The organism is Prosthecobacter sp. (assembly GCF_044226605.1).
GTDB lineage: Bacteria > Verrucomicrobiota > Verrucomicrobiia > Verrucomicrobiales > Verrucomicrobiaceae > Prosthecobacter.
The window spans coordinates 91,324-118,137 of record NZ_JBGAGS010000008.1 but is presented as its reverse complement, the minus strand read 5'-3'; the positions used below and the strand labels follow the sequence as shown (position 1 = coordinate 118,137).

Genomic DNA, 26,814 nt, shown 5'->3' with positions numbered 1-26,814 from the left:
GCTCCTAAATTGGGGGCTCGCTCGCTGCAGCGAGTGTCATTGAATTAAATCCACCCCATATTCTATCCATGAGTCAGATCGTTCCTCTTATCAGCTCCGGCATTGCCGGTCCCCTTGGTGTTCTTCATCTTCCGCGCCTGTGGCAGAAAGCGTCTCTGGCGGCGGCGGGCAAGCTGCATTCGGATTATCCGGGCATCGGCTGCGGCTATGACCAGATGACGCTGGATGCCCTGGGCATCAACATCGAGACGTTCAAGACGTTCATCGCGACGAAGCCAAGCTATCCGCAGCTCGAGAGCTGGGTGAAGGCGCAGCCAGGGGTGAACCTGACGAAGGGCAACATCTACAAGCACAACCAGTCGATCATGGGGTACATCCATGACGATGCGACGCGGAAGACGATTCTGGATGCGGACGGCATCGCGGATGACGGTGGTGTGAATCCGGGTGCGGTGGATCTGAACAACCTGGATGACTGGCACATTTTCTGGGCCCAGGAGATCAAGTAACTGTTCGTGTTTCTGTTTCTCTGATCGTTGTTCTCTGTTCCCGGTTGTTTGGCCGGGGGCAGAGAGCCGAGGGGACAGGATTTCAAGTTTAAGGTTCCAAGTTTGAAGTTTCAGGAGTGGATTGTGCTGGCGGTGGTTGAAGGAATGATGAGGAGGACGGAGAGGTTTGGACACGGCCAGGAGAGGCTGAAGGTGCGATGAGTGCGTGATGCCGTGCGGTCACAAGCGGCTGTTTGATAATCACTCGAACTTCCCTAGCCATGATTCCCTCTCTTCCCATGAAAGAAGCTCTGCAGGTTTTCGCTGCGAGAGCTGATGCAAGCGCTGAGCCTGAACAGACATCAACTTATCGGAACTTTCTTATCATTGCGCCGGGCACGGTGGGTGCCGCGACGGTGCCAGATGAGAAGGTGGTGGCACTGGCACGGCATCTGAACCAGGAAGGCTATGCCTACGTGGCGCGCAGGAATCAAAAGGAAATGGAGGATGATTCATCCGGCGTGCGCTATCTGCCGCTGAGCCATCAGCTGCCGGCCTTCGGGGTAATGACTGCGGTCATCGTGATCGGTGATCCGCTCTGGGCGGCGCTTTCTGCTGCGACCTATCCTGAGGCGGACATCTTTTTGATGTGATGCCGGCAGCAGCGGGAGTTTGCTTTGCGGCGAGAGATTTGAAAAAAAGGAGTTGAATGCAGGAATGGCGACCCAATCGGGTGAGTCATGACTACCAGCTCCTACCACTCGCCTTTCCGCACCTTGAGGGGTTTTCCTTTTCCTGCCGATGGCGGGAAGGAGACGAGTGTTTTGGAGGTGAAGGAGAGGGTGGGGCTGGCCCTGTGGCAGACGGTGGAACAGACCTTCGACGAGAGGGCGCTGGCAGATGAGAAAAAGCGGGCGTCGCTGATGTCGGTGAGGGTGAAGGCGCTGGGGCGGCTCGCGAAGCTGTATGAGGTGATTGAGGGGCAGCGAAAAAAGGGCAGGCGGCGTGGTGAATTCGAGCAGGTGGAACCTGCGACGCCGGAGGAGATTGCGGAGGCGGTGAGGAAGTGGCGGGAGGAGCGGGGAAAATGAGAGGATGGTGGGTTGTTTGCGGTTGTTTTGGGGCGGGCTTGGCGGTGGTTCTTGGTTGGCGTGCGTATGGGGCGTGCGCTGGAGAAATGAAATTGGTGGGGAGGGCGATTTTGCCGCAGTGAGGCGGAGAGGCAGAGGGTGCTGTTGGGGAGCAACGGCGGGGACGTTTGATTTTGCTGGAGGAAGTGTCATGAAATGTTTGTCAAATATTTGCACCCTGACCCCATTTGGAGTTTTGGTGCATTTTTTGCCATGTGAAAAGGGAATGGAGGCGAGGACGAGTGGAGGCGGAATGGGCAGAGGGAGGGGAGTTTGACGTTTTGCGCTGGGCTGCAATGAAGTGCGCCTTACGGGTGCCTCCACCACATTCCCGACATTCAGATTTTTGAGAGAGGCCGAATCTTTCCATGCTATGAAAAACCAACCTCTACTCACTACGATCGCAGCAGCGATTCTTGGCGTCTCCCTGCATGCGCAAACGACGTCTCCCACTCCCCCAGCGACCTCTGGCAGCGGCACGGCCACTGGCAGTGCGAAAGCTTCGGGCACTGGCGGGAGCGGCAGCGCAACCAGCACTGGCACGGGCGGCTCGGCCACCTCAAGCACGACCGGCGGCGCCACCACGGGTGGTAACGCCACGGGCGGTGCCACCACGGGCAGCAGCATCTCCCTGGACGGCAAGGCCAAGATCATGCCGCATGCGACGATCAACTCGAACACCACCGGTGGTGCGACGACAGGTGGCTCTGCCACGGGCGGTGCGACCACAGGCGGCACAGCGACCGGCGGAGCGGGCACTGGAGGCACTGCGACGGCCACCGGCGGCAGCGGGAGCGGAACGGCTTCTGGTTCGGGAAACAGCAGCGCGGGCGCGAAGAGCGGAAGTTCCACGACGACCACCCCACCAGGCTCCAGCGGCGATACGCCCGGCCGTGGTGACACCAACCCGCCCCGAGGCAGGGGGAATGCGCCCGGGCAGGTGAAGAAGGACAATGAAGATCGCTCTCCCCGTGATCGGGACTTCGATCACAAGAAGGACGATGCCAGCAAGAAGTGATTGGATGCCGCCTGATTCGATCCGCGGACACGAACGATCAGCGGACCCGAACGGCTGAGATCTGAACGCCTTATTGCTCTCTGTGATTGAGCAGCGCCCCGGAACACAAAACCGGGGCGCTGTTTGTGCTGCTGGAACCGAGGGTGAGAGGCAAATGCCGGTTCTGAGTCTCTATGAATGCGAGGAAGAGGAGATGCCACGAGGGGATGATGAGACGTTCGATTTTTGCCGCAGAGGGGCTGAGGTGCAGAGGCCGAGGAGCTGAAGTTTTTGCTCCGAAGAGATGAGGAGAAGGCAGAGCGATGGATCTGGGATGGGAAATGGCGGGGTGAGTGCGCTGAGGTTGGGGTGTTGAGTGATTGGTAAAATCAGAGGTGGAAGTTTGATTTCGCTGCGGAAAGGGGAGCGCAGGGATATTTTGTCAATTATTTGCACCCTGACCCCCTTTTGCGAGCAGAGCGAGTCAATGCGCCGGACCTGCGGCGCTTTCGGAAGTCTCGTGGTCCGCGCAAAGCTCCAGAGGACTGGAGCATTGATTCGCTCCGCTCACCCTCCGGGCAACCTTCGGTTGTCTATCTTCGCTGTGCTACGGTTCCAGGACGCTGGCGCGTCTGCGTCTGCTCTGCGGTTTCTATCCTTGTGTCCTCATTGAAAACAGACTCGTTTTGAACTGTCTACGGTATGACTTGCGATGGTTCAGGGATGTCCCTGACGGTCGAGGAGGGAGCGGGGGGCGAAGTGGAGGGTATGAAAACAAAACCTTTTCTCTTCTCTTTTTCCTGGATGGCGGCGTGTGGGCTGGTGGCATTGGAGTGTTTGAGCCTTGTGCTGGGGCCTGAAGGGGCGAATGCGCAGGTGCCGGATGTGCCGGTGGTGGTGCCGGCACCGGTGCCGGGTGGCGTGACGGTGGTGGCTCCGGCGGGAAGTGCGGTGGCGCCGAATACGCAGATCGTGTCGGCGAATGGGATCGTGGATGTGTACGAGCCGGGGACGCGGTTTGTGGTGAGGGAGACGACGGGGCCGGTGACGTATACGTATGGGCCGCAAGTGGTGTATGCGACTCCCCGGGGTGTGATTTTGACGCCTGCCCAGGTGCAAACGCGGATGCGGGCGGGACTGCCGGTGCGGGTGGAGTATGTGAATGAGGGACCGACGCGGGTGGTGCGAAGGGTGGTGATTGAGGAGCGGTGAGGTGGGGAGAGATGGGGGATACGTGGCACTTTTGGGCTCACGGAAGGGAGGCTGTTGGCCTTTATGGGAGGGGGGTGGGCTCCGACGTATGCATGAATGGGTGGGGGTGGTTCTTCTGTGGTTTCACCGCGGATCACATGGACTGACGCGGATGTCTGAGGTGGAGGGGCTGGGAGGAGCGGGGGTGGAAGGGATTGGGAGAGGGGCGGGGACGTTCGAGAGCGGCGCTGAAGACGCCGCATTGACTCGCTGCGCTGACCCTTCGGGCAGCCTGCGGCTGTCTACCTTCGCTGCGCTTCGGTCCCGTGGACGCTGGCGCGCTTTTTGGGGGCGTGGGGTGGTGAGAGGGCGCTCTGGTGCGGCGGGGCGTTTTGCCGGGGCTGCTGGTGGGCGCTGGGGTTTAGCGCTGCGAATGGCCAGGGGTATTTGGGGGCCGAGGAGTGGGCGGGGGCGCTGATCGACAGACAGGAGTGTCCGTCGTACTTTAGATGCCGGCGGCCATGACTTTCATCCAGCGCATGTTAAAGGAGGCGTTTTCTTCCCTTAGCTGGGCTGCGATGGTGGTGGAGAGCTGGGTGAGGCCGTTGAGGCGGGCGAAGGCGGCGGTGGACTCGAGACGGCGGTAGTAGTCGGTGGAGTCGGTGACCTGGGCGATGAGGGACTGGGCGATCTCGACGAGGGTCTCGGGGGTGAGGCTTTCGAAGGGGAGGGTGAGGGTGCCGCGATCGAGGGTGATGGTGATGGTGATGGTGGTGCCCTGGGGATTGGTGGTGATGCGGCCGGTGAGCTGGCCGCCTTCCCGGCGGGTGATGGTGCCGGTCCAGCCGCCTTTGGTGGCGAGGTCTGTGGTGATCTGGCGGATGAAGTCGCGGGACTGGGTGTAGAGGTAGAGGCGGCCGTCGAGGGCGTTGCGAACGTCTGCGGTCTCGAGATGGGTGCTGGTGAGCATTTCGATGGCGCGAGAGTAGTCGTAGCCCTGAACGAGGGAGGGGACGATGGTGCTGACTTCGCCGAGGAGCTCGAGGTCTGCCTGACGGTGCTTCTGGTCTTCCTCCATCTGCTGGTGCTGGGCCTCGAGGGTCATGCGTGAGATCTCGCGCTGGAGGCCGGTTTCAAAGGCTTTGATGGTGTCGAGGAAGGGGCCTTTGGTTTTGATTTCGCGGCGTTTCTGCTGGCGGTCTGCGAGGGCGGCGCGGAGCTCGGTGATGCTGCTGTATTTTTGCTGCTGAAGGGCGGCGCGGACGAGGGGGACGTCCGGGGCGTAGCGCTGGATGAGGGGGGTGTAGAGGAGGAGCCAGCCGAGGGGGGAGGCTGGGGTGGTGGCGGTGGTGGAGCGGATTTTTTCGAGGCCGCGCTGGAATTCGAGCAGGTGCTCGCCACCGCGGATCGCATCTCCATGGTGCCACTCGGCGAGGCCGTGGACGAGGTAGCCGAGGACTTCTTCGTCGGTGTCGTTATAACCGAGTGAGGCGGTGGGGATGCCGAGGCCGAAGCCGTCTGCCATGCGGGCTTTGAGCCGGGTGAAGAAGGGGGCGAGGCCGTTGAGGTCCGGGGTGGTGGCGAGATGGGCGAACTGCTGCCCGGCTTCCTCTCTTTCCTTCAGGATGATGGAGCAGAGGGCGGCATTGAAGCGTGCCCAGTTTTCGGTGGGCTGGAGGAGGTCTTTGGATGCGACGAGCTTGAGGAAATCGTGTCTGGCATCGGCAAATCGAAACTCTTTGAGCATCAACTGCCGGGCTTCGGTGAAGCGGGTGGTGACGGTCTTCTTGTCTTTCTTTTCGGCTGTGAGCGTGACGCCGCTGCCGTTGAGATCGCTTTCATTGGCGGTGGCGAGCTGGATGGCGCGGACATTGCGGCGCTCTCCGCCTTCACGCAGGAGCCAGCCCATGGCATAAGCTACCACGATGGCGGCGGCGATGGAGCCGATGAGGCGTGCGCGGCGTGAGAAGAGGCGGCGGCGGATGCCGCCGCGATCCAGCAGTCCCTCGGCCAGGCGCATTTCCTCCACGACTTCGGAGTAGTTGGCAAAACGGTCCTCAGGGGAAAAGGAGAGCATGCCATTGATGACGTGCTCGGTGCGGGGGGAGAAGCGGAGGCCGGACTCGCCGAGGGTGACGCGCTTGGACTTGATGCGGCGGAGGTCTTCGATGGCGGAGGTGTCTGCCTTGTGGGGCGGACTGCCGGTCATGGCGTGGTACAAAGTGGCGCCGAGGGAGAAGATGTCGCTGCGGTAGTCTTCTTTGTTTTCGATGACTTTTTCCGGAGCGACGTAGTAGGGGGTGGCCCAGATCTCGCCGGATTGATCGCCGCCGCGATCGACGAAGAGGGCGAGGCCGAAGTCCACGACTTTGGCGGTGCCGGTCTCGGTGAAGAGGATGTTGGCGGGCTTGACGTCGCGGTGGATGAGGGTGAGCTGCTGGGCGGCGCGGAGGCCTTCGGCGACTTCGCGGCCGATGCGGAGGGCTTCGGCTTCCTTGAGGTGGCCCTCCCGGCGGATGCGCTGCTCGAGAGAGCCGCCGCCGACGAGCTCCATGGCGATGTAGAAGTAGCCCTGGTCATAGCCGACGGAGTAGAGCTTGATGACGTTGGGGTGCGTCACATTGGCCGTGATGTGGGCCTCGCGGCGGAACTGCTCGAGGCGGATGGAGTCGCGAGAGTACTGGCGGTTGAGGATTTTGAGGGCGACGCGGCGGCCGAGGGTTTCGTCTTCGGCTTCGAACACGCGGCTCATGCCGCCTTCGCCGATCTGGCGGACGATCATGAACTGATCGAACCGGCGGCGGACGCGGACCATCTGGCCGCAGAAGGGACACTTCAGCTTGGTGAAGGGCTCCAGCGAGGTGACATCGATCTGCCGCTGGCACACCGGGCAGGTGCTCAGGAACGACTGTTCTGGAGGGGCGAGGATCAAGGAAAGATGGCTATGTGATTACACGGGACGCATTCGATATGCCAGAAATTACAGTTTGCCTTATTAATTCGAATGTTGAGTTTGTGGGGTGGAATGGAGCATTACTGAAACACTGGATATTGGGGATCGTTTCGACAAACACCTGACGAGGCGTTTGCCGGAGATGTCGCGGTCGCGGCTGCAGGATTTGATCAAGGAGGGGCATGCGACGCTGAACGGGAAGGCGGTGAAGGCGGGGGTGGCGCTGAAAAACGGGGATGTGGTGAGGCTGACGGTGCCGGATGTAGCGGAGGTGGAGATCAAGGCCCAGAACATTCCTTTGACGATTTTGTATGAGGACAAGGACATCGTGGTGCTGGACAAGGCGTCCGGGCTGGTGGTGCACCCGGCGGAGGGAAACCCCGACGGGACGCTGGTGAATGCGCTGCTGCACCACATTGAGGACCTGAGCGGGATCGGCGGGGAGATGAGGCCGGGGATCGTGCACCGGCTGGACAAGGACACGAGCGGCTGCATGGTGGTGGCGAAGAATGATGTGGCGCACCGGCGGCTGACGGAGGCGTTTTCGGAGAGGCGGCTGACGAAGATCTATCTGGCGGTGGTGAACGGGGTTCCGAAGGAGGAGAACGGGCGGATCCAGAATTTTATTGGGCGGCATCCGGTGGACCGGAAGCGGATGAGCATATTGCTGGATGGTGCGGGCAAGGAGGCGGTGACGGAGTGGAAGCGGCTGGCGGTGGTGGACGGGTGCGCGCTGATCCAGTGCCGGCTGCTGACGGGGCGGACGCACCAGATAAGGGTGCACATGCGGGAGGCGCTGCAGTGCGCGATTTTAGGGGACCCCATTTATGCGCAGCCGAACAAGCAGCGGGTGCGGGTGCCGCGGCTGATGCTGCACGCGTGGAAGCTTTCATTTAACCACCCGATTCATGACCAGCCGATGGCGTTTGAGGCGAAGGTGCCGGAGGAGTTTGGGGAGTGGATGAAGGCGGTGGAGAGTTGACGGTGGCTGAACGTTGTTGACGGTGGTTTGCGGTTGCTGGCGCCGGGAGTAAGGGGCTGTGCGGATATCTGGGAGCTTCCGGACCGGCTAAAGCCGGTACTACAATACGAAGAAGCCGGAATGCGATGGGGCTGGATGTGGTGTGATGTGAGAGTGGTTTTTTGTTTGGTTTTGGTGGTGGCGGGGCTTTTGTGGGGGGACTGATCTGAGAACCTTTTTCCCTTTTATTTTATGCTCAAAGTTTATGCCTACTCCGGATGCTCGACGTGCAAGAATGCGATGAAGTGGCTGAAGGGACACGGGGTGGCGTTTGAGGAGCTGGCGATCCGGGAGACGCCGCCGAGCGTGGCGGAGCTGAAGGGGGCGCTGGAGGCTTGTGGCGGGGAGGTGCGGCGGCTTTTTAATGTGTCGGGGATGGACTACCGGAGTCTGGGGCTGAAGGACACTCTGCCTGGGATGAGCGAGGGTGAGGCACTGGGGCTGCTGGCGGGGAATGGGAACCTGGTGAAGCGGCCGTTTGTGGTGGATGCGGGGAGGAGGGTGTTTTTGGTGGGGTTTAAGGAGGGGGAGTGGGAGAAGGTGCTGGGGAAGTGAGGGCGGGCTGGGGATTGAATACCGGGAACTGGATATTTTAGTGTGGTATTTTGTGGTATTGATGAAGCCGCGAGAACATGACTTCAGTCTGTGCCATCTTTGGGTGAAGGCGGGGCGGCAGAGGAGGGCGGAGGCTGTTTTTTTTGCGGAGCGCTGATCGACAGACTGGAGTGTCTGTCGTGCTTTTTACTTCACGGCGGCGGATTGTTCTTTGAAGAATCTGGCGATGAGGGCGGGGGCTTCTTCGGGGAATTTGTGGGTGCCGCCTTCGAGGATGAAGGTGACGAGCGGGGCGCTGACTTTGGAGGGATAGAGGGTGCAGTTCGGAGCCCAGGATTTGCCTTCGGGTTCGCACTGGTTGATCTCTTTGACTTTGGCGATGGCGAGCTGCTGCCATTCGTATTTGACGAGAGGATCTGCGGTGCCGGCGAGGTGCATGCAGGGCTTGGGCTTGAAGGGGGTGTCGCGAAGGCGGATGGAGGCCGCGGCGGAGGGTGCGACGGCGCAGAGGATGTCCGGACGCGTCTGCCAGAGGAGGTAGGTGAAGCCGCCGCCATTGGAGTGGCCGGTGGAGAAGATGCGCCTGGTATCGACCTTGTAGTGTTCCTTGAGGTGGGCGAGTGCGGCATCGAAGAGCTTGAGGTCGCGGTCGCCTTCTGCGCCTGCGCCGTGCTGCCAGCCGGATTTTTTGCCTTCGGGGTCGGTGAGCTGGCCGGCGGTATTGAGGCCCTGGAGATAAACGGAGATGGCCTCGGGCATGTGTTTGAACATGGCAAAGCTGCGGCCTGCGCTGAGCGCGGTGCCGCCGTGGCCGTGCCAGACGAAGACGACGGGGGCGGGGGTGTCTTTGGCGGTGGAGGGGACGTAGAGGAAACCGGTGCGGGCGGTGCCATCGACGGTGAGTTCGAGCTTGGAGACGCCTTCGGGGAGCTGGAGCTGGGCGTGGCCGAAAGAGGTGAGGGCCAGGAGTGCGAGGGCGAGTGCGAGGACTGAGCGGCGGTTCATGGTGTGGAGCGATGATTGCGGCTCTTGAACGTCAGCGGCGCGGCAAAGTTGCGACTTCCGGGCGGTGCGCTAGGATCGGCGGCCTATGAGTTTTGAAAATGATGCGGTGCCGGTGATCACCCAGCCTGGGGAGGGCAGGGGGATGAATGTGTTTGGTGATGCGGTGGAGTTTGTGGTGACGGGGGCGCAGTCGGGCGGGAGGTTTACGCAGTGGATAGAGACGACGCATCCGGGGGGCGGGCCGCCGCCGCATTATCACACGCGGGAGGATGAGAATTTTTATGTGATCGAGGGGAGCGTGGAGTTTTTCCAGGACGGGCAGTGGAAGGCGGTGGCGCCGGGGACGGCGGTGTTTATGCCGAAGGGCGTGGTGCATGCGTTTCGCAATGCGGGAAGCACGCCGCTGAAAATGCTGATCACGACGGTGCCGTCGGGGTTTGAAACGTTTTTCGAGCGGTGTGAGGCGGAGTTTGCGAAAACGGGCGGGCCTGATATGGGACGCATTGTCGAAATGGCCGGCGAGCACGGCATCTATTTTGTACAACCGTAGTCCCTGCCTTTTCCGTTTTCGTTCTCGTTTCGCTTTCTTTTTCACCGCCATGTTTAAAACCGGCCAGCAAGTTGTCTGCATTGATGATCAATTCGACCCGTGGGTCTTTGATTTGTACAAGTCCCTGCCGAAGAAGGATGAGATCTACACGGTGCGGGCGATCCGCGCAGGGCGGTCGAATCCGCAGTTTGTGGTGAATGACGATGCTGAGATCAAGCTGGCGGGGGCGGAGTTTGACATCCTGCTGCTGCTGAAGGAGCTGAACAATCCGGATGATCCGCACTCGAGCGTGAAGCAGGAGCTGGGTTTTCGCTCGGAGAGGTTTGCGCCGCTGCTGGAGCAGACGGAGGAGGTGGAGGAAGAGGAGCTGGTGGGCGTGGGTGCGGGGAAGAAGGAATGGGAGCCGGAGCCTGCGTGGTCGAAGTGAGGGCTGCGCTGAATGGCAAGGTGGGATGCATTGCAAACTGGGAACTGAAAACTGAGAATTGTAAATTTAGCCGGAGCCGTGCGCTGGCGGACGGTAGGGGATGCCAGGGGGAGAGGCGGTCGAGGACGGCGCTAAAGCGTCGTGGTCCGGGGATGCTGGCGCGTGGGGCGGGGATCAATCTTCGCTTCCTGCGGGGTGGATGAAAACTTGGCATCGTGGGCGCTGTTTGATAGAAACCTTTTTCTCATGAGCGCCCCTCCCGACCTTCCGCCGACTTCCGCCTCTTCTCTCACTGAACGTCAGATCGTCGAACTGCTCTCCACGGCGCGGCAGCGGATTTTTGCGGAGGTGGGGAAGGTGATCGTGGGGCAGAAGCATGTGATCGATGAAATGCTGATCGCGCTGCTGAGCGGGGGGCATTGTTTGATCACGGGGGCGCCGGGGCTGGCGAAGACGCTTCTCATCAAAACGGTGGCGGATGTGTGCCACCTGAGCTTTCAGCGGATTCAGTTCACGCCGGATTTGATGCCGTCCGATATCACGGGGACGGAGATTTTGGAGGACAGTCCGGAGGGGCGGAAGCTGGTGTTCAGCCAGGGGCCGGTGTTTGCGAACATGATCCTGGCGGATGAAATCAACCGCACGCCGCCGAAGACGCAGGCGGCGCTGCTGGAGGCGATGCAGGAGCATCAGGTGACGGTGAACGGGAAGACGATGCATCTGCCAGAGCCGTTCTTTGTGCTGGCGACGCAGAATCCGATCGAGCAGGAGGGGACGTATCCGCTGCCGGAGGCGCAGCTGGACCGCTTTATGCTGAACATTGTGATCGACTACCTCAGTGAAGATGATGAGGTGGCGGTGGTGACAAAGACGACGGCAGGCAAGGGCGAGCCGGTGCAGCGGCTGTTCAGCGGGGAGGAGCTGCTGGCGTTTCAGCAGGTGGTGCGGAAGGTGCCGATCGCGGAAGATGTGGCGCGGTATGCGGTGCGCTTGTCTGCGGCGTCACGGCCGGGGCGCGAGGGCGTGCCGGATTTTGTGAACCAGTGGGTGAGCTGGGGCGCGGGGACGCGTGCGAGCCAGAACCTGGTGCTGGGGGCGAAGACGCGGGTGCTGCTGCATAACCGCACGCATGTGACGGTGGAGGATATTCGCGCGATGGCGCTGCCGGTTTTCAGGCATCGTATTTTGGTGAATTACAAGGCGGAGGCCGAGGGAGTCACGGTGGAGAAGGTGATTGGGAAGCTGATTGAGAGTGTGAAGTCATAAACAAAAACACCGAAATGAATATGTGCCGGAAGCTCCCATCTGTTCCCAATTGGCTGGCAAAGGTTTGCTTGGGACTGGCCACCTTCAACTGGTTGGGAGATGTGGCAAGGTCTGCCTGGGTTCATCCGTGGTACCGATGCCGAGGCGATTTTTTCTCGGTGACTCTTTGTGCAGTCGCGATGGGTGCTGCTTCAAAACAAGTGTCGATCTTGGGTTTGATCGGTTTTGGCATCTTTGCTTGGCTGTTGGTTCAAAAATTCTCAGTTCTCGTTCGCATGTAGCGACGGGTTTTTAAGTCGTACTGTGTAAATTACTTTTCAAAATTGCTGTGAACTCTGTCCAATCAACACCCCGCGGTTCGCAGACATCGTTCCTTGATCCTGCCGCGCTGATGCGCATCAAGTCGCTTGAGCTGAGGGCGAAGGTGGTGGTGGAGGGGCTTTGGAAGGGGATGCACCGGAGTCCGTATCATGGGTTCTCGGTCGAGTTCAGCGAGTACCGGGCGTATGTGCAGGGGGATGATCCGCGGTACATTGACTGGAAGGTGCTGGCGAGGAGTGACCGGACGTACATCAAGAAGTTTGAGGATGAGACCAATCTGCGCTGTCAGATGGTGATCGATCACAGCAAGTCGATGACGTTTGGATCGACGGGCTATACGAAGGCGGATTATGCGGCGACGCTGGCGGCGACGCTGGCTTCGTTTCTGATGAAGCAGGGGGATGCAGCGGGGCTGACGACCTTTGCGGATGGCATTGAGGAGCATCTGCCACCGCGGAACCGGCCGGGGCATCTGCGGCGGATTGTTACCGAGCTGGAGCGGCCGGCGAAGGCGGCAGGGACATCGCTGGCTGTGTCGGTGGGACAGCTGGCGGATCTGCTGCGCAAGCGAGGGATGATCTGCCTGATCACGGATCTGCTGGCGCCGGTGGAGCATCTGGAGAAGCAGCTGGCGCTGCTGAGCGCGATGGGCCACGATTTGGTGCTGTTTCACCTGATGGACCGCGCGGAGATTGACTTTACGTTTGAAAAATCGGCGCACTTCCGGGATGCGGAGACGGGGGCGGAGCGATTTGTTGATCCGCAGCTGGTGCGGGAGAACTATTTGAAGCGGCTGCAGGCGCATCGGGAGACGATCGTGGCGGCGGCGGAGCGGCACAATGTGGAGTATCATTTCTGCCCGACGGATCAGCCGCTGGAGGAGGTGCTGTTTGATTTCCTTTCTGCGCGGCAGAGGAAGAAGGCTTCCAAGTCTGCGGCGGCGAGGGTGGCCGCATAGTCCTACTCACCACTCACTCGAACTCGTTCTCGATTCTACTGCATCGCAATCACCCATGACATTTCAAACCATGCCAACACATCTTTGATGAATCGTCAGCGCCTTCTGTTTGCGTCGCTCAATGATCGAGGACGATTTTCGCCTGAGTTCACTGTGATATTTTGATTATCTATTCTGCATGTCCTGGCTCTTTCCCATCTATCTTGCTGGCGCTGCGGCGATCATCGCGCCGATTCTTTTGCACCTGAGGCGCAGGCCGCCGCAGGACAGGGTGGAGTTTAGCACGCTGATGTTTCTGGACGCGAGCACGCCTGTGCCGGTGAGCAAGAGGCGGCTGGAGAACTGGCTGCTGCTGGCGCTGCGCTGCCTGGCGCTGATCCTGCTGGCGCTGATGTTTGCGAGGCCCTTCATGCAAAGCGAAAGTACGACGTCCAAGTCGGGGAATCAGGCGACGCTGATTCTGCTGGACCGCAGTGCTTCGATGCGGCGGGATGACCTGTGGAAGCGCGGGGTGGATGAGGTGGAGAGGCTGTTTAAAGATGCGAAGATCACGGATCGCATGGCGCTGGCGGTGTTTGATGGCGGGCTGACGCCGGTGTGGACGTTTGAGGAGGATCGTAATACGCCGGCGAATCGGAGTGCGGCGGTGAAAGCACGGCTGGCGGAACTGGCGCCGGGGTGGGGCGCCACGCAGCTGGGCCGCGCGCTGATCGCCGCAGTGCCGTCCTTTGATGCGAGCACGGCGGCATTGAAGAAGCGCATTCACCTGATCTCCGATCTGCAGGAGGGGACGCGGCTGGATGCCCTGCGCACGATCGCGTGGCCGGCGGAACTGACGCTGAAAGTGCAGCGGCTGGAGCCGGTGACGAATGACAATTTTTCGATGGCGCTGGCAGCGCGGGATGAGGAGGGGAAGGCGGATGCAGGAGTGCGCCTGCGGCTGAGCAGCACACGCGACACCGCCCTGAGGGACTTCACGCTGGCGTGGGAAAAGGGACCGGCGAGCGATGTCATCCGGGCGCAGATGCCAGCCGGGGCTTCGCGCATTCTCACAGCGCCGCCGAATTCCACCCAAGCCACGCTGCTGACGCTGAGCGGGGACAAGTACGATTTTGACAACCGCCTCTACATCGCGCCGCCACAGCCGCGCGCGGTGCGCATCCATTTCCTGGGCGATGAGGCGACGCGGGATGAGGCGGCGGCGCCGCTGTACTATCTGGCGCGTGCGCTGCAGCCAACGGCGACGCTGGCACCTGTGCTGACGGCGGGCAAAGAAATGCCTGCGCAAAGTCCCGATCTGGTGGTGATCTCCGGCAGCACTCCGGCGGCGGGGATGCACGCGGGACTGCGCGAGTTTGTGAAGGCTGGCGGGTTTTTGATCGAAGTCGCCACCTCCGCAGCCGATGCGCCTCTGCTCCAAACACTCACCGGGATTCCGGGCATCGCCGTCAAAGACGGGGCCGAAAACGAGGACTATCGAATGCTGGCGGATGTAAAAACCGAGCACCCGCTGCTCAAGCCGTTTGGAGATCCAAAGCTGCGCGATTTTACAAAGCTGCGCTTTTGGAGGTACAGGCAGATCGAGATCAAGGACACGAACGACAACCTGGAAACGCTGGCGAAGTTTGACAACGGGCAGCCGGCGATCCTCAGCGCACGGATCGGCAAGGGGACGCTCATTGTCCTGGCCTCGGGCTGGCATCCGGGAGACAGCCAGTTTGCGCTCAGCACGAAGTTTGTGCCGCTGCTGTATGGCTGGCTGGCGGCGGCGGGGTTCAGCCATGACCCTGCGGCAACGCTGCTGGTGGGGGATGCGCTGCCGCTGGATGCAACTGCGGCGCACACAGTCACGGATCCTGCAAACAAAACGCACAGCCTCAAGGCGGGCGAGAGTTTTACCGCCGCCGAGGTGGGGCTTTACAAGATCGAAGGCGGCTCGCACACGCGGACGGTGGCCGTGAATCTGCCGCCGGACGAGGGGCGAGTCCTGCCGCTGGCGCCGCGAAAGCTGGCGGAATATGGGATCAAGCTGGCCAGCGGCGAGGACAGCGCAGGTAGCGGCGAAACCACGGACCAGCGCCTCACCTCCACGGACACGGAGCAGCGGCAGCAGACGTGGTGGTATGTGCTTTTGGTTCTTTTGGCCGTTCTTGTGCTGGAAACGTGGATTGCAGGCCGCGCAAGACAGACGACCCTCCAACCGACGTAATACCATCTCATTATGATCGCACGCAACATCCTCGAAGCCCGCATTGCTGAAGTCCGCGAGGCGCTGAGACGCGCGCGGCTGCTGAGACATCTGGCGGCTGTGTTTGCCATCGGCATTTTGGTGCGGGGAAGCTTTCTGCTGGCGGCGCTGAACGGGCTGCCTGTTTCCAAGAAGGTGGACCGGTGGTCGATGCTGGTGCTGCTGGCGCTGGGGCTGATCGCGTGGCTGAAGGGACGGCGGAACATCTGGAGCGATCATGACATTGCGCGGGTCATTGAAACGAAGCATCCCTCGCTCGATGCGCTGCTGCTGACGGCGATCGAGCATGAGCGTGAGGCGGAGGTGCCGAACGGTTTCATGCATGAGAGGCTGATCGACCATGCGCTGGCGCGTGCGGCCACGCAGAACTGGCCGGTGACGGTGGCTCACAAGCCGTACATGCGGGCGCTGGCCACGGCCTGGATGGCGGTGATCGCGTTTTTGGTGACGGATGTGGCGCTGCGGGTGCAGACGTGGCCGCGCAAAACCACGGTGGTCGAAAAGCAGAAGGATGAGCCGGAGAAGCCGACGGAATTCAAGGCAACGCTGACGCCGGGTGACACGGAGCTGGAGCGCGGCACGCACCTGATTGTGGAGGCGAGGTTCAACGGACCGGTGCCGGCGGATGCCGTGCTGGTGGTGAGCGAGGCGGACGGCAAGGTGCGGGAGAAAATGCCGATGAAGCTGACGGTGGATGCGCAGGTGTACGGCGGGATGATCAACAAAGTGGAACGTGACACCAAATACCACGTGGAGTTCGGGGGCCAGAAATCGGACACACACACGATCTCGGTTTTTGATTTTCCGAAGCTGGTGCGCAGCGACGTGCTGGTGACGCCGCCGGAGTACACGAAGCTGCCCGCGAAGGAGACGAAGAACACGCAGAAGGTCACGGCGCTGGAAGGCTCGAAGGTGGTGTGGAAGATCAAGGTGAACAAGCCGCTGATGGCCGGTGGTGAAGAGGGCGCCGCAAGTGGCAGGGCGGTCTCGCCTTTTGTGCCGCATCTGACTGCCGCGGAGCTTTTTGGCGAAGACAAAAGCGTGGTGACGCTGACTCCCACGGCGGAAGATGCCACGGTGCTTGAAGGGGTCATCATGGCGGAGAAGACGCAGAAGTATCGGCTGCATCTGGTGGATGAGGCGGAGCGCGGGAACAAGAATCCGCCGTGGTTCACGGTGACGGTGCAGTCGAATCAGCTGGCAAAGATCGAAATGGTGTTTCCGAAGCGCGATTTGCAGGTGTCGAGCATTCAGCAGCTGCCGGTGGAGGCGAAGGTTTCGGATGACCTGGGGGTGACGAAATCGGGCGCGGTCTTCAGCATCAATGGCAACAGCAAGGAAATCCTCTTCAAGCATGGAGTGACTGCGCCGCTGAAGAAAGAAGCGGTGAAGGCGGAGCTGGCCCTGGAGCAGGAGCATGCGGAGCCGCGGCAGCTGGTGAGCTACTACGTGTGGGCGGAGGACACGGGGCCGAAAGGTGAGGTGCGGCGGAACATGAGCGAGATGTTCTTTGCCGATGTGCGGCATTTTGAAGACATCTTCCGAGAGATGGAGGCACCGCCGGGCGAGCCGGGGCAGCCGAAGGCGCAGAGCGATGAGCTGGTGGATCTGGTGAAGCAACTGGTGAACGCGACGTGGAAGATCATCCGTGACACGAATGCGGGGCGCGTGATCGAGGCTGCGACCCCGGACATCGACGTGGTGCATCAGTCCACAGGGATCGCGATGGAGAAGGTGAAAGAGGGAATGGAGAAGACGGAGGATGCGGAGGTGAAGCAGTCGTTGACGGAAGCGTGGAAGAGCCTGAAGGATGCGCAGGTGCCGCTGAAGCAGGCGTCTGAGGAGAAGAAACGCTCGCCGCTGAACCAGGCGCTGACGTTTGAGCAGACGGCGCTGGAGTGGCTGCACCGCGCCCAAAGCCGGGAGCACCAGGTGATGCGGCAGAACAGCCCGCCACCACCGGGAGCGGGGCAGCAGGCAAACAAGAACCAGATCATGGATCTGGAACTGAAGCAGAAGGAGCAGCGCTACGAAGAGGAGAAGGCGGCGGCCGAAGAAAAAACGGCCGAGCAGCAGGAGAACCTGCAGGTGCTGAACCGGCTGAAGGAACTGGCACGCCGGCAGGAGGCGCTGGCGGAGAAGATCAAGGAACTGCAAAACCAGATGGCGCAGGCCAAGACGGAGGAGGAAAAGCAGGAGCTGGACAACCAGCTTAAGCGCCTGCAGGCCGAGCAGGAACAGCTGCTGCGCGATGCGGACGAACTGGTGGACCGCATGGAGAAGCCCGAGAACGCGCAGAACATGGCGGAGGCCAAGGAGCAGCTGGAGCAGACGCGTGAGAAAGTGCGTGAGGCGGCGGAGCAGCTGAAGGATGAAAAGCTGGCGGATGCTGCGAACTCCGCCACACGCGCGCAGCGTGAGCTGGAAAAGATGCAGGAGGATTTCCGGCAGAAGACCTCGAAAAAGTTTGCGGATGAGGTGAAGCAGATCCGCCAGCAGGCGAGGGATGCGGTTGAGAACGAGAAGAAGATCAGCGAGGCGCTGGAGAATCAGAAGGAGGCCGGGTCTGACATCGAGAAGAACATGCAGAGCGCGGCGCAGAGCCGGCAGATGGGCGAGCAGCAGAAGAACGTGCAAAAACTGCTGAACGACATGCGCCAGCTGAGCGAGCAGGCCGAGCAGAGCGAGCCGCTGCTGCACCGGAAGCTGTACGATGCCGTGCGCAAGGCGCAGACGAGCGGACTGGAGGAGAATCTGCAGGAGGCACGCGACCAGCTGAGGTATGGCTCGCAGGCGGAGGCGAAGGATGCCGAGCGCAAGGCGGCGAACGCGGTGGAGGAGCTGAAGAAGGACGCCGAGAAAGCTGCCGAGAGCGTGCTGGGCAGCGAGAGCGAGGCGCTGCGCGTGGCGAAGAACGAACTGGACAAGCTGATCAAGGAAGCGCAGGAGCAGGAAGCTGCGGCAGATGGCCAGAAGGGTGAAAAAGGGCAGAAGGGACAGGACGGCCAGAAGATGGCAGGTGCGGAGAATTCACAGGAAGCCGAGAAGCAGCAGGCCGGCGAAGGGCGGAAAGGCAAGGATGGCCAGGGCCAGCCGCAAGATGCCAGAACGGCTGAAAAGGGGCAAAATGGAGAGAAAGGCGACAAGCCAGGACAAGGCCAGAAGGCCGGTGAGGAGGGCAAGGATGGCCCGGGCGAAGCGCAAGATCCCAAGATGGCCGGCAAGGGTGACAAGCCCGGGCAAGGACAGGAGGGGAAAGACGGCCAAGGTAACGCCAAGGATGCGCAGACAGCGGAGAACGGCCAGGGGCAGAAGCCGGGCCAAGGCCAGCAGCCTGGGCAGCAAGGCAAGGACGGACAGCAGCCGGGTGCCGAGGGCCAGCAAGGCCAGGGCAAGGGGCAGCAGCAGGCATCTGCCGAAGGCATGCAGCCGGGACAGGGCCAGGGGAAGGAAGGCCAGCAACCCGGGCAGGGTGAAGGCAAGGAAGGGCAGCAACCTGGACAGGGGCAGGGACAGGGCATGCCGCAGCAGGCTTCAGCTCAGCAGGGACAGGGAAAGCAACCAGGCCAGCAACCGGGCGAGGAAGGGCAGCAGCCGGGCCAAGGACAAGGCCAGGGGAAGGGCATGCAGCCGGGGCAGGGCCAGGGTCAGGGCCAGGGTCAGGGTGAAGCTCAGACTGCGGAAAACGGCGGCAAGCCGGCCGACGGGCAAAGGCGGGGGCAGCAGGGGCGCAATGCCGGGACTGGACAGGGCGGCGGTGATGCGCAGCAAACCGCAGATACCGACATGGGAAGGGGCCGCACGGGCGATCGTGATTCTGACAACGACCGCAGGCGTCCGCAGATCAATGGCGGCGCGGTGCCTGAAGCGCTGTTTTTTGAAGACAGCAAGGAGCAGCCTGACACGGGAGTGTTTACAGGCAACGGCTACGACCAGTGGAGCGACCGGCTGCGCAATGTGGAGGAGCTTCTCAACAATCCGGAACTGCGGAATGATGCGGCGAAGGTGCTGGATCGCGCGCGGTCGCTGCGCATCGAACTCAAACGCAGCAATGATGCGCCTCAGGTGGCGCACTTGAACACGCGCATCACGCAGCCGCTGATCGAGCTGCGGGACCGGGTGGTGGAGGAGCTCTCGAAGAAGGACGCGGGCAAAAATCTGGCACCAGTGGACCGCGATCCGGTGCCGGCGGAATTCCGTGATCTGGTGAAGCGCTACTACCAGGAACTGGGTGCTGGAAAGTAAGGATGTGTGAGGTTTTTTTCGTGGAATGCCGACTCGACGCTAAAGCGTTGTTTAGCATACTGAAGCGATGGCCCTCACGGTTCTGACATTGCGCACCCCGGATGGTGAGCACCGAATTTCATGCCCGATGCTGGGATCTCTGACGCTGGGCAGCGGCGCGGAGTGCGACGTGCGGTTTGAAGGCGTGGGCATCATGCCAAAGCATTGCGTGCTGTACCGGACGGGAGAGCGGACGTTTCAGATCATCGGTGTGTTTGCGGCGGCGCTGTTCTCGGTGAATGACGTGATCTCGAGCGAGCTGGAGGTGAATGTGCCGTTCAAGTTTGGCATTGGCGGGGACGTGTTTGATGTGGATCTGGTGGAGGGTGAAGAGGAGGCGCCGGTGGAGGAGAAGGCCATGGTGATGGAAGCGGTGCCAGGAGCTGAGATAAGAAGCGGCGGAGAAGGAGAGAGCGCGGCGATGGCGACGGCGACAGTGGCGTTGCCGCGAACCAGCAAGCGGGGTTATCTGCTGAAGCCGATCACGCTGAAGCCGCGAGGTGGAGAGCGACTGGGGGAGGTGATTTTACCGGTGGTGACTTTGACGGAGAGATCTGCTCCAGCCACTCCAGCGCCAGAGAGTGATGCGCCGCCAGCCGTGGTGACGGCTGCGGCTGTGGAGACGGAGCCGCAGCGTGAAGAGGAGGGTGCGTCTGTTTTGCTCATGTCAGGGCTGCTCTTTTGTGGCGCGATGATCGCAGCGATCGTGTACTGGCCGCATCATCTGGACCGGATTTCTGAAGGCAAAGCGGTGGTGAAAACGGAGCAGGCGATGCCGAAGCTCACGCCGGAGGAGAAGGTGCTGGCGTGCGAAGATCTGCTGCGGCTGGGAGCGCCGGAGCTGGCGGCGCAGGTGCTGATGCCGCTGGCGGAGCGGGGGAACCTGGCGGCGATGCACCGGCTGGCGCTCGCGCTGCGGAATTCGGGGAGCTACGGGGAGGAGGTGGTCGTTTTGCTGCAGCAGGCGGTGGCGGGCGGAAGACGCGCGGCGCTGGCTGATTTTGTGAGCGTGGTGGATGATCCTGAAAATCCGGCGCGATATACGGAGGCTGCTTTCAAGCAGCTGCAGATGGCGGCGGAGATGGGGGAGAAGAGTGCGTGGATGCCGCTGGGAGAACGCTACGAACATGGCAATGGCACGCAGGCAGATGTGAAGAAGGCGCTGGCGGCGTATGAGAAGGCGCGCGGGGCGGGAGACAAGCGGGCGGAGGCGAAGCTCTCGGCGAAGCAGGAGGCGATGGACCGCGTGGTGGCGTATGTGAGGTCATGGAATGAGGTGTCTGTGGCGACGCTGCTGGAGCAGGTGGCAGCGGGGCAGGGGAAGTTTTTCATGCTGGACCATCCGCCGATGGAGGTGCTGCTGAAAATGGAGGAGGAGATGCGCGCGCGGTGGCCGCTGAGGCGCATCAGCGTGGCGGCGGGAGCGTCGGCGGAGGTGGAGACGTTTGACCTCATCCATGTGACGCAGCCGTTTCAGTTTGAGGTGCAGCGGGGAGAACGAATCGCCCGTGGGAAGGGCGTGCTGGTGTGCACGGTGCAGCGCGATGGTGAGGACCGGTGGCGCATCACGGGAGCGAGCGACAAGATCGAGGCAAGCGAGCTGCTGCCGGGGAAGGAGCAGTTTGTGAACGTGGCGTCACTGCATGAACTGAAGCCGGCCTTTACCAAGGAGGAGCAGGTGGAGGAGTCGCGGCTGGAGATCTTGGAGCAGATGCGCGGGCTGGAGGCGACGGAGGATTTCAAGCCGGCGCTGAGCGTGGTGATGAACGCGGTGTATGAATTTCCCGGGGAGAACTTCTGGCAGCCGTTTGCGGACAAGCTGTGCGACCGCATGGCGCGGCAGCTTTTCATGCAGGGAAAGTGGCTGGATGTGGCGTGGACGGAGCCGGTGCATCAGCTGGCGGAGCGCGGGTGTGTGTCTGCGATGCTGCTGGAGGGGCATCTGCTGGCGGCGGGCTACGGCTACGAGCGAAATCCGGCGCGCAGCGTGGCGATGTATCAGAAGGCGTTTGAAGCGGGAAAGCGGCGCGATGCGCGGTTCTATTATGCGGAGGCGCTGTTTCAGGGGAAGGGGGTGCCTCAGGACATTGAGAAGGCGGGGGCTCTGGTGCTGGCCTTCATGAGCCGCTCCAAACATCCGCTGGAGGCCTACCTGGCGGCGCATCTGCTGTGGCGGAAGGCGGAGCATGATCCGGCGCTGTGGCAGGAGGTGTATGACTCGCTCTCGCGAGTGGTGGCGCAGTTTCCGCCGGCGAAGAATCTGGCGGGCATGGTGCTCCTCAACCATGGGCAGACGACGAAGGAGAGGAAGACGGGATTTGCGGCGATCAAGGCCGCGGCAGAGGAAGGCGTGGTGGAGGCGATGAAAAATCTTTCCCAGTGCTACCTGGAAGGGGTGGGATGCGAGAAGGATGCGACCCAGGCGACGTTTTGGAAACAGAAGGCGATGGTGACGGAGCCGCCGCGAAGGAGGCATTATACGGAGTTTGGTGAGTGATGCTGGATGCTGTGGGCGAAAGGTTTGTTTGTGGAGGGAGGGAGCGCTGATCGACAGACAGGAGTGTCAGTCGTACTTCAGGTGGTTTGCGCTGGTGGAGTGGTAATTTTATTTAATGGTATTATGTGGTATTCTGGTTGAATGGCTGAGGCGGGGGGCGAGATGATCCCGCCCTGCGGGGGTCTGCGATGGGTTTAAGGCTCTGCGCGGAGGAGGTCGCAGGTGATGAAGATGGCCTGGAGGATGTCTTCTGCTTCGAACTCGGGCCTGCCGGTGGGTTTGTAGAGGGAGAGGAGGCGGGCGGTGCCGTCTGGAATGGAGATGCCGGTGGTGAGCTTCGAGGTGAAATAATCGGTGCGGGGGAATTCGAGGCGGCGGCCCTGGGTGTCGATGATGTGTTCGCGGTGCTCCAAGGGTGGGGCGGTGTGGAATTCGGGATCGAGGGTGAGGTCAACGGTGACGCTGTCGGCGCCGATGGTGGGGTCGAGTTCGAGGTTGAGGCCGATGGTGCGGGGGGCTGGTGTGCCTTTTGGAGTGCTTTTGTCATTCGGAGGCGAGGGGCGTTCCGCCCCGACTCGATACGTGGCACGGAAGCCGGATTGAGTCTCGATACGGGCGATATCGAGCGCCTTGGCAGTGCCTGATTTTACGGCAGCAAGGAGTTCTGCGAGCACGGCACTGTGATCGCTTGTGGTGGCTGCTTGAGCGGTGATTCGACGCAGCAAGGGACCGGGAGCCTGGATGATGTGGAAGGTGAAAGCGGCGGTGGTGGGTACGGCAGGCCTTTGGAAAGTGGCTTGAATTTTGGCGATGTTTTCCGGGGTGTTGCGAACGATGAAACTAACGGAGTCATCCAGAAGTCGCACGTAGGCTCCCTGGGGAAACTCCACGCCGGCTGACACAAAGGATGCCCGAAGTGTTTCGGAAGTGGGCTGGCGGTAACCATGCACCACCAGACCGTTGTTTGACCGGGGAGGTGGTTTCGGAAGAAAATATGAGGTCTGAAAGCCCGGATGGTTCAACAGCTCCGGACATCTCTCTTCGGCACCAAAACGCCGAACGATCATTTTTTCATGCTGCGGGGAAGAGGGTGCTTTTGGCGGCTGGACCTGGGCGATTTTTTTTGTGGCTTTGAAGGTGTGGTTCAGATCGCACTTCAGGAATGTGGCCCAGAGGATGCCGGGATTGTTAACGCCCGCTGGAGCATTGAGCGAGATGAGCTTGGTGCTGCCTTTGGTGAGACAAAGTGAGGTGGAGATTTTTTGGGTGCTGAAATCGACGACGGGCACATCCAAGGGCTGAGGAGAGGATGGAAGCCGAAGCTCGTGGCGGTGTGCCAGCGGTGCGTTGGTATGAAGCTCGTGACTCAATGAAAGATCCACCGTGCGGCTGTCTGCACCGATGGCGGGTTCGATTTCAATGATGGAACCGACGAGCCGTGTGGTGAAATGGGGGATGGAATTTCCGCGGGCATCGATCTTGATTTCATCCAAACGGGAGTGCTCACGGGCGGAGTGGAAAGAAGTGCGAAAACCGGACTTGCCGTTCAAGAAGCTGGAACTGATGAACCGGGCCTCTCCGCGGGCGACCGCGGCCTCGATGGCAGCGAGCATGGCGGCATCATCCGCCATGGCGAGGGACCGCTGCGCGAGATCACGGAGGAAGGGGGCCGGAGCCTCCAGAGTGTGAAGGGTGAACGAGACGAATTTTGGTGTGCAGTTGAGCCAATGAGTGATTTGCGTTTTGATGAGAGCGACGTTGTCCGGTGTGTTGACTATGCGCAGGATGCCCTCGCGATGATCGAACGATGAGCCTGGAATGGTGGTGAGGCCCATCTGGGCCAGCGAAGTCTGCAGAGTGTCTTCAGGTGTTGCGGGGTCCGGTAATTCGTCAAGCAAGCCTTCTGGCACCGGGAAGGAGGTGAAGATCATGCCTGACGGGATGGAGGAAGAGGCGGAGGCTGTGGGAGCAGGTTCCGGTAAAGGAATGACGTGACGCAGGGTGGCGGTGAGAAAAGCGGCGCAGAGGATGTCTGCATTTTCCTGCGGCGCACTGACGGATTTGGTGACGGCGATGAGCTTGGTGCCGCCTGCTTTGAGGCTGACACTGGTGGATGAGAAAGAGGCCAAAGTTGTTGCGGCCGATGGCGGCGGTGAATGACTTACGGCGGGAGACTCGCCCGCCGTGGGAGGGGACGGTGAAGTGGGAATGGCTGCGAACCAGAGGGATGGGTCGACGGTCAGACTTCTTTTGTCGTTGCTTACCGTGGGTTCGAGTTCCAGGCGCAGGCCGATCTGGGGTTCAGCCATAGGGGGCTGAGGGGCGCTTTTAACGTCGGGTCTGCTGAGGGCGGGAAGTTTGTTGCTGCGCACGACTTCCACCGAGGCTCTCGCACCGGATTTGGTTTCGAGAAAGGCTTCGCCGGTGACGCGAACGGTCGAGCCGGGCTGCCTGGCTGATTCGAGCAGTCTGGCCAGTTCTTGGGAGGCATCGGCGGATTTTGTGGCTGCGGCATTGGCCTGGCGGATCCGATCTCCAGGACCTTCGATGATGGTGAGGGTGAATGCGACGGTGGCGGGCGCCTGCTGCTTTTCGTAGTCCACCCAGGCCTCGATGAGGTCGAGATTTCGCGATGTGTTGGTGACGGTGAGGAGATTGGTGAGCGGATTTAAGCTGGCGCTGGCTCCCTCGGGGAAGGGGATGCCCATGTCTTCGAGAACTTGCTGGGTTCGGGTGGGCAATGGTTTTGCTGGCGAGGCGGGGGCAGATTTGGCGGGCACTGGAGATGGCGAGGCCTCGGGAGCAGGAGGTGCGAAAGGATCTGCTAAAGGCGCTGGTGCCGGAGACGACGGGGCGAATGGATCTGAACCGGTGCTAGGAGGAGCCGCCGCCAGGGCAGGATTGGAGTGGAAATCCGGCGGCACTTTGAACGTGCGGGTGTGGAGGGTGGGATCAATCTCGTCGAACTTCTCCGAGATGGGGACTATGAGAATGGTGTCTCCCTCGACTCTGTAGTGGGTGCCGGAAAGCTCGGTGACGTAACGGAGGATTTCGGATAGCCGCTCATCTTTAAATTCCAGGCTGATGGATGAATGGTTTGGAGTCTTGCCTTGGCGAAGGATGATTTTGAAGCCTTTTTGGCCGGCTGGAGAGGGCGATTTGTCAAACTCGCGGCTTTTGGCGCGGAGAAGATCAACCGCCTGCTCAAGGGTGGCTCCTTTGAACTGAAGGTGAGGGATGATGATCCGGTCGATCTTTCGTGCATCACTGGCAGCAGCCGGCCATTGGGGAGCGAAGGGGTCCTGTCCTTGCAGAGCTAGGGCAAGCAGGGCGAGTGCGAGAAACAGGCAGAAGCTGCGGATGCGAAGCGGCATGCCGAGTAGGATAACGGAAAGGGCGGCGAGATGTCGAGAGTGCTTCTACGAGGTTTTGTTATTCGTTGGGGAAGATTGAATTTGCTGGCGGGCATGCTGGCGGAAGGGCACAAAAAAACGCCGCGCTGGGGGCAGCGCGGCGTTTGGAAAGCACTGCACCCGTTGCGGCGCAACGGGGCAACTTTTTACAGGGTCTGGTGGATGCGGCCGAGGGCCATGAGGATGTAGCTGGTGGTGAGGACGGGGTCGCTTTCCATCCAGCGGCCTTCGGTGTTGGACCAGGAGCCGTCGCCTTTTTGCAGGCCGAGGAGCTTGGCGGAGATGTCGGCGCGCCAGTCGATGAGCTTGCCGTCCTTGGTCTTGATGAAGTCGATCTTGGCGATGCTGAGCGCCTTGCTCATGGTCTGGTAGTAGTAGTAAAGGCCGGCGGCGCCGAGGCCGGGGTTTTCATCGGGGTTGTAGTGATTTTGCAGCCATTCGATGACGGCTTTCACACGCGGGTCGTCTTTGTCCACGCCGGCATAGACGAAGCTGAGGAGGCCGGCGTAGCTGATGCTGCCGTAGCTGCGAAGGGCGACGCTGCCGTCGGGGTTGGTGACTTTGGCGCCGCGGGTTTCGGAGGGGTTGTAGATGAAGCCGCCGGCGTCGTCGGGGTCCTTGCTGACCCAGGCGGACTTGTTGCTCTCAGGGCGGTTCTGGCAGCGCTGGATGAAGTCGATGGCGGCGCTGTAGTTGAGCTGGGGCTCGTTCTTGGCGGCGTCTCCTTTGTCGGCGAGGAGGGACTGGGAGTAGTAGAGGGCTTCGAGGGCAAAGGTGAGGTTGGACATGTCGGCGTGCATGCCTTTTTCGTCGCCATAGCCGACGCCGCCATCGAGGGGATTGTCCTGCTTGCCTTTTTCATCGAGGTCCACCTGGCAGTGGACGAGGTAGCGGCGGGCCTTGAGCATGACCTCCTCGTTCTCGGGCTTGTTGTTGAGGAGGAGGGCGGTGAGGGCGATGGCGGTGTTGTAGTTGCCGCGGCCCTTGGTGAAGATGCCGCCGTCTGGGCGGGCCAGGCTCACGAGGTATTTGGTGGCCTTTTCGACTTCGGCGGGCACAGGGTCTCCAGCCTTGCGGTTGGGGTCGAGCATGAAGCCGATGATACCGAGGGCGGTCATGGCCACCGGCTCGGCTTCGCCCCACTGGCCGGTGGTGGGGTTCTGCTTGGTGCGGAGGAAATTGAGACCGCGCTCGACGCTGAGGCGGACCTCCTGCTTGAGGGATTCATTGCGCGAGGCCTGGGTGGCGGCCTGCGGGAAGGCGGCGGTGGTGCCGAGCGCGAGGGTGAGGAGAAGGGCTGGGATTTTCATGATGCAGAGAACTGGATATGGAAAGAGGTCCGCGTCAACGGGCAAGGGGGACGTCTTGGAGGCCGGACGATTCTTGACCATGGGGTGGGGGTGGTGGGCGCTTTTTGACCAGGAGACCGTTGCCGAGGGCTCCCAATCTTCGGGGGCGCATGAACCTGAAAAACCGGAATGGACGGCCCACGGAACACTCGGAAAGAGGG

General features: G+C 61.3%; 18 protein-coding genes. 14 read left to right on the top strand and 4 right to left on the bottom strand.

The genetic code is table 11. The features are described 5' to 3' along the window. Positions 1-68: 68 nt before the first annotated feature. The 5 genes from ACILSO_RS12525 (at position 69) to ACILSO_RS12505 (ending at position 3,827) form a co-directional block, all read left to right on the top strand. The gene (locus tag ACILSO_RS12525; RefSeq protein ID WP_395737752.1) at positions 69-509 is read left to right on the top strand and encodes a DUF5069 domain-containing protein; all 441 of its coding nucleotides are present in this window, start codon (positions 69-71) and stop codon (positions 507-509) included. A 260-nt stretch (positions 510-769) separates the two neighbouring features. Then, positions 770-1,141, top strand: a complete 372-nt coding sequence (locus ACILSO_RS12520) for a hypothetical protein (RefSeq protein ID WP_395737751.1) — start codon at positions 770-772, stop codon at positions 1,139-1,141. A gap of 87 nt (positions 1,142-1,228) precedes the next feature. After that, positions 1,229-1,579: a hypothetical protein gene (locus tag ACILSO_RS12515; RefSeq protein WP_395737750.1), complete on the top strand. Its 351-nt coding sequence runs from the start codon at positions 1,229-1,231 to the stop codon at positions 1,577-1,579. Between the two features lie 412 nt (positions 1,580-1,991). Beyond that, positions 1,992-2,636 carry a hypothetical protein gene (locus ACILSO_RS12510; RefSeq protein ID WP_395737749.1) on the top strand — a complete coding sequence of 215 codons (645 nt, stop codon included), beginning with the start codon at positions 1,992-1,994 and terminating at the stop codon, positions 2,634-2,636. A 747-nt stretch (positions 2,637-3,383) separates the two neighbouring features. Next, positions 3,384-3,827 carry a hypothetical protein gene (locus ACILSO_RS12505; RefSeq protein WP_395737748.1) on the top strand — a complete coding sequence of 148 codons (444 nt, stop codon included), beginning with the start codon at positions 3,384-3,386 and terminating at the stop codon, positions 3,825-3,827. 484 nt (positions 3,828-4,311) lie between these two features. Here the strand turns inward: ACILSO_RS12505 and ACILSO_RS12500 are convergent, their stop codons facing one another. Further along, positions 4,312-6,738, bottom strand: a complete 2,427-nt coding sequence (locus ACILSO_RS12500; protein ID WP_395737747.1) for a serine/threonine-protein kinase — start codon at positions 6,736-6,738, stop codon at positions 4,312-4,314. A gap of 88 nt (positions 6,739-6,826) precedes the next feature. Here ACILSO_RS12500 and ACILSO_RS12495 point away from each other — a divergent pair, with 88 nt between their 5' ends. Further along, positions 6,827-7,741, top strand: coding sequence for an RluA family pseudouridine synthase (locus ACILSO_RS12495; RefSeq protein WP_395737746.1), 915 nt, complete (start codon positions 6,827-6,829; stop codon positions 7,739-7,741). Between the two features lie 231 nt (positions 7,742-7,972). Next, complete coding sequence (locus ACILSO_RS12490) at positions 7,973-8,335, top strand: arsenate reductase family protein (protein WP_395737745.1); 363 nt, start codon at positions 7,973-7,975, stop codon at positions 8,333-8,335. A gap of 186 nt (positions 8,336-8,521) precedes the next feature. Here the strand turns inward: ACILSO_RS12490 and ACILSO_RS12485 are convergent, their stop codons facing one another. After that, a complete protein-coding gene (locus tag ACILSO_RS12485) occupies positions 8,522-9,340 on the bottom strand; it encodes an alpha/beta hydrolase family esterase (protein WP_395737744.1) in 819 nt (272 codons plus the stop codon). Positions 9,341-9,425: 85 nt separating this feature from the next. Here ACILSO_RS12485 and ACILSO_RS12480 point away from each other — a divergent pair, with 85 nt between their 5' ends. The 7 genes from ACILSO_RS12480 (at position 9,426) to ACILSO_RS12450 (ending at position 21,891) form a co-directional block, all read left to right on the top strand. After that, positions 9,426-9,890 (top strand): cupin domain-containing protein, encoded by a 465-nt coding sequence (locus ACILSO_RS12480; protein ID WP_395737743.1) that lies wholly within the window; start codon positions 9,426-9,428, stop codon positions 9,888-9,890. 49 nt (positions 9,891-9,939) lie between these two features. Continuing rightward, positions 9,940-10,317 carry a hypothetical protein gene (locus ACILSO_RS12475; protein WP_395737742.1) on the top strand — a complete coding sequence of 126 codons (378 nt, stop codon included), beginning with the start codon at positions 9,940-9,942 and terminating at the stop codon, positions 10,315-10,317. 246 nt (positions 10,318-10,563) lie between these two features. After that, positions 10,564-11,583, top strand: coding sequence for an AAA family ATPase (locus ACILSO_RS12470; protein WP_395737741.1), 1,020 nt, complete (start codon positions 10,564-10,566; stop codon positions 11,581-11,583). A 391-nt stretch (positions 11,584-11,974) separates the two neighbouring features. After that, complete coding sequence (locus ACILSO_RS12465; RefSeq protein ID WP_395737740.1) at positions 11,975-12,862, top strand: DUF58 domain-containing protein; 888 nt, start codon at positions 11,975-11,977, stop codon at positions 12,860-12,862. 178 nt (positions 12,863-13,040) lie between these two features. After that, positions 13,041-15,071, top strand: a complete 2,031-nt coding sequence (locus ACILSO_RS12460; RefSeq protein ID WP_395737739.1) for a BatA domain-containing protein — start codon at positions 13,041-13,043, stop codon at positions 15,069-15,071. A gap of 12 nt (positions 15,072-15,083) precedes the next feature. Next, the gene (locus ACILSO_RS12455; RefSeq protein WP_395737738.1) at positions 15,084-19,355 is read left to right on the top strand and encodes a hypothetical protein; all 4,272 of its coding nucleotides are present in this window, start codon (positions 15,084-15,086) and stop codon (positions 19,353-19,355) included. A 67-nt stretch (positions 19,356-19,422) separates the two neighbouring features. Then, positions 19,423-21,891 (top strand): hypothetical protein, encoded by a 2,469-nt coding sequence (locus ACILSO_RS12450; protein ID WP_395737737.1) that lies wholly within the window; start codon positions 19,423-19,425, stop codon positions 21,889-21,891. A 194-nt stretch (positions 21,892-22,085) separates the two neighbouring features. Here the strand turns inward: ACILSO_RS12450 and ACILSO_RS12445 are convergent, their stop codons facing one another. Together ACILSO_RS12445 and ACILSO_RS12440 are read right to left on the bottom strand one after the other, a co-directional pair. After that, complete coding sequence (locus ACILSO_RS12445) at positions 22,086-25,265, bottom strand: hypothetical protein (RefSeq protein WP_395737736.1); 3,180 nt, start codon at positions 25,263-25,265, stop codon at positions 22,086-22,088. Between the two features lie 185 nt (positions 25,266-25,450). Continuing rightward, positions 25,451-26,614: a prenyltransferase/squalene oxidase repeat-containing protein gene (locus ACILSO_RS12440; RefSeq protein ID WP_395737735.1), complete on the bottom strand. Its 1,164-nt coding sequence runs from the start codon at positions 26,612-26,614 to the stop codon at positions 25,451-25,453. Positions 26,615-26,814 lie beyond the last annotated feature (200 nt).

Bases quoted from the DNA above. Each gene is read 5' to 3' on its own strand.
- ACILSO_RS12465 (WP_395737740.1), top strand. From the start codon at position 11,975: ATGCGCATCAAGTCGCTTGAGCTGAGGGCGAAGGTGGTGGTGGAGGGG.
- ACILSO_RS12520 (WP_395737751.1), top strand. From the start codon at position 770: ATGATTCCCTCTCTTCCCATGAAAGAAGCTCTGCAGGTTTTCGCTGCG.
- ACILSO_RS12455 (WP_395737738.1), top strand. From the start codon at position 15,084: ATGATCGCACGCAACATCCTCGAAGCCCGCATTGCTGAAGTCCGCGAG.
- ACILSO_RS12475 (WP_395737742.1), top strand. From the start codon at position 9,940: ATGTTTAAAACCGGCCAGCAAGTTGTCTGCATTGATGATCAATTCGAC.
- ACILSO_RS12450 (WP_395737737.1), top strand. From the start codon at position 19,423: ATGGCCCTCACGGTTCTGACATTGCGCACCCCGGATGGTGAGCACCGA.
- ACILSO_RS12470 (WP_395737741.1), top strand. From the start codon at position 10,564: ATGAGCGCCCCTCCCGACCTTCCGCCGACTTCCGCCTCTTCTCTCACT.
- ACILSO_RS12525 (WP_395737752.1), top strand. From the start codon at position 69: ATGAGTCAGATCGTTCCTCTTATCAGCTCCGGCATTGCCGGTCCCCTT.
- ACILSO_RS12505 (WP_395737748.1), top strand. From the start codon at position 3,384: ATGAAAACAAAACCTTTTCTCTTCTCTTTTTCCTGGATGGCGGCGTGT.
- ACILSO_RS12460 (WP_395737739.1), top strand. From the start codon at position 13,041: ATGTCCTGGCTCTTTCCCATCTATCTTGCTGGCGCTGCGGCGATCATC.
- ACILSO_RS12510 (WP_395737749.1), top strand. From the start codon at position 1,992: ATGAAAAACCAACCTCTACTCACTACGATCGCAGCAGCGATTCTTGGC.
- ACILSO_RS12490 (WP_395737745.1), top strand. From the start codon at position 7,973: ATGCTCAAAGTTTATGCCTACTCCGGATGCTCGACGTGCAAGAATGCG.
- ACILSO_RS12445 (WP_395737736.1), bottom strand. From the start codon at position 25,265: ATGCCGCTTCGCATCCGCAGCTTCTGCCTGTTTCTCGCACTCGCCCTG.
- ACILSO_RS12485 (WP_395737744.1), bottom strand. From the start codon at position 9,340: ATGAACCGCCGCTCAGTCCTCGCACTCGCCCTCGCACTCCTGGCCCTC.
- ACILSO_RS12440 (WP_395737735.1), bottom strand. From the start codon at position 26,614: ATGAAAATCCCAGCCCTTCTCCTCACCCTCGCGCTCGGCACCACCGCC.
- ACILSO_RS12515 (WP_395737750.1), top strand. From the start codon at position 1,229: ATGACTACCAGCTCCTACCACTCGCCTTTCCGCACCTTGAGGGGTTTT.
- ACILSO_RS12480 (WP_395737743.1), top strand. From the start codon at position 9,426: ATGAGTTTTGAAAATGATGCGGTGCCGGTGATCACCCAGCCTGGGGAG.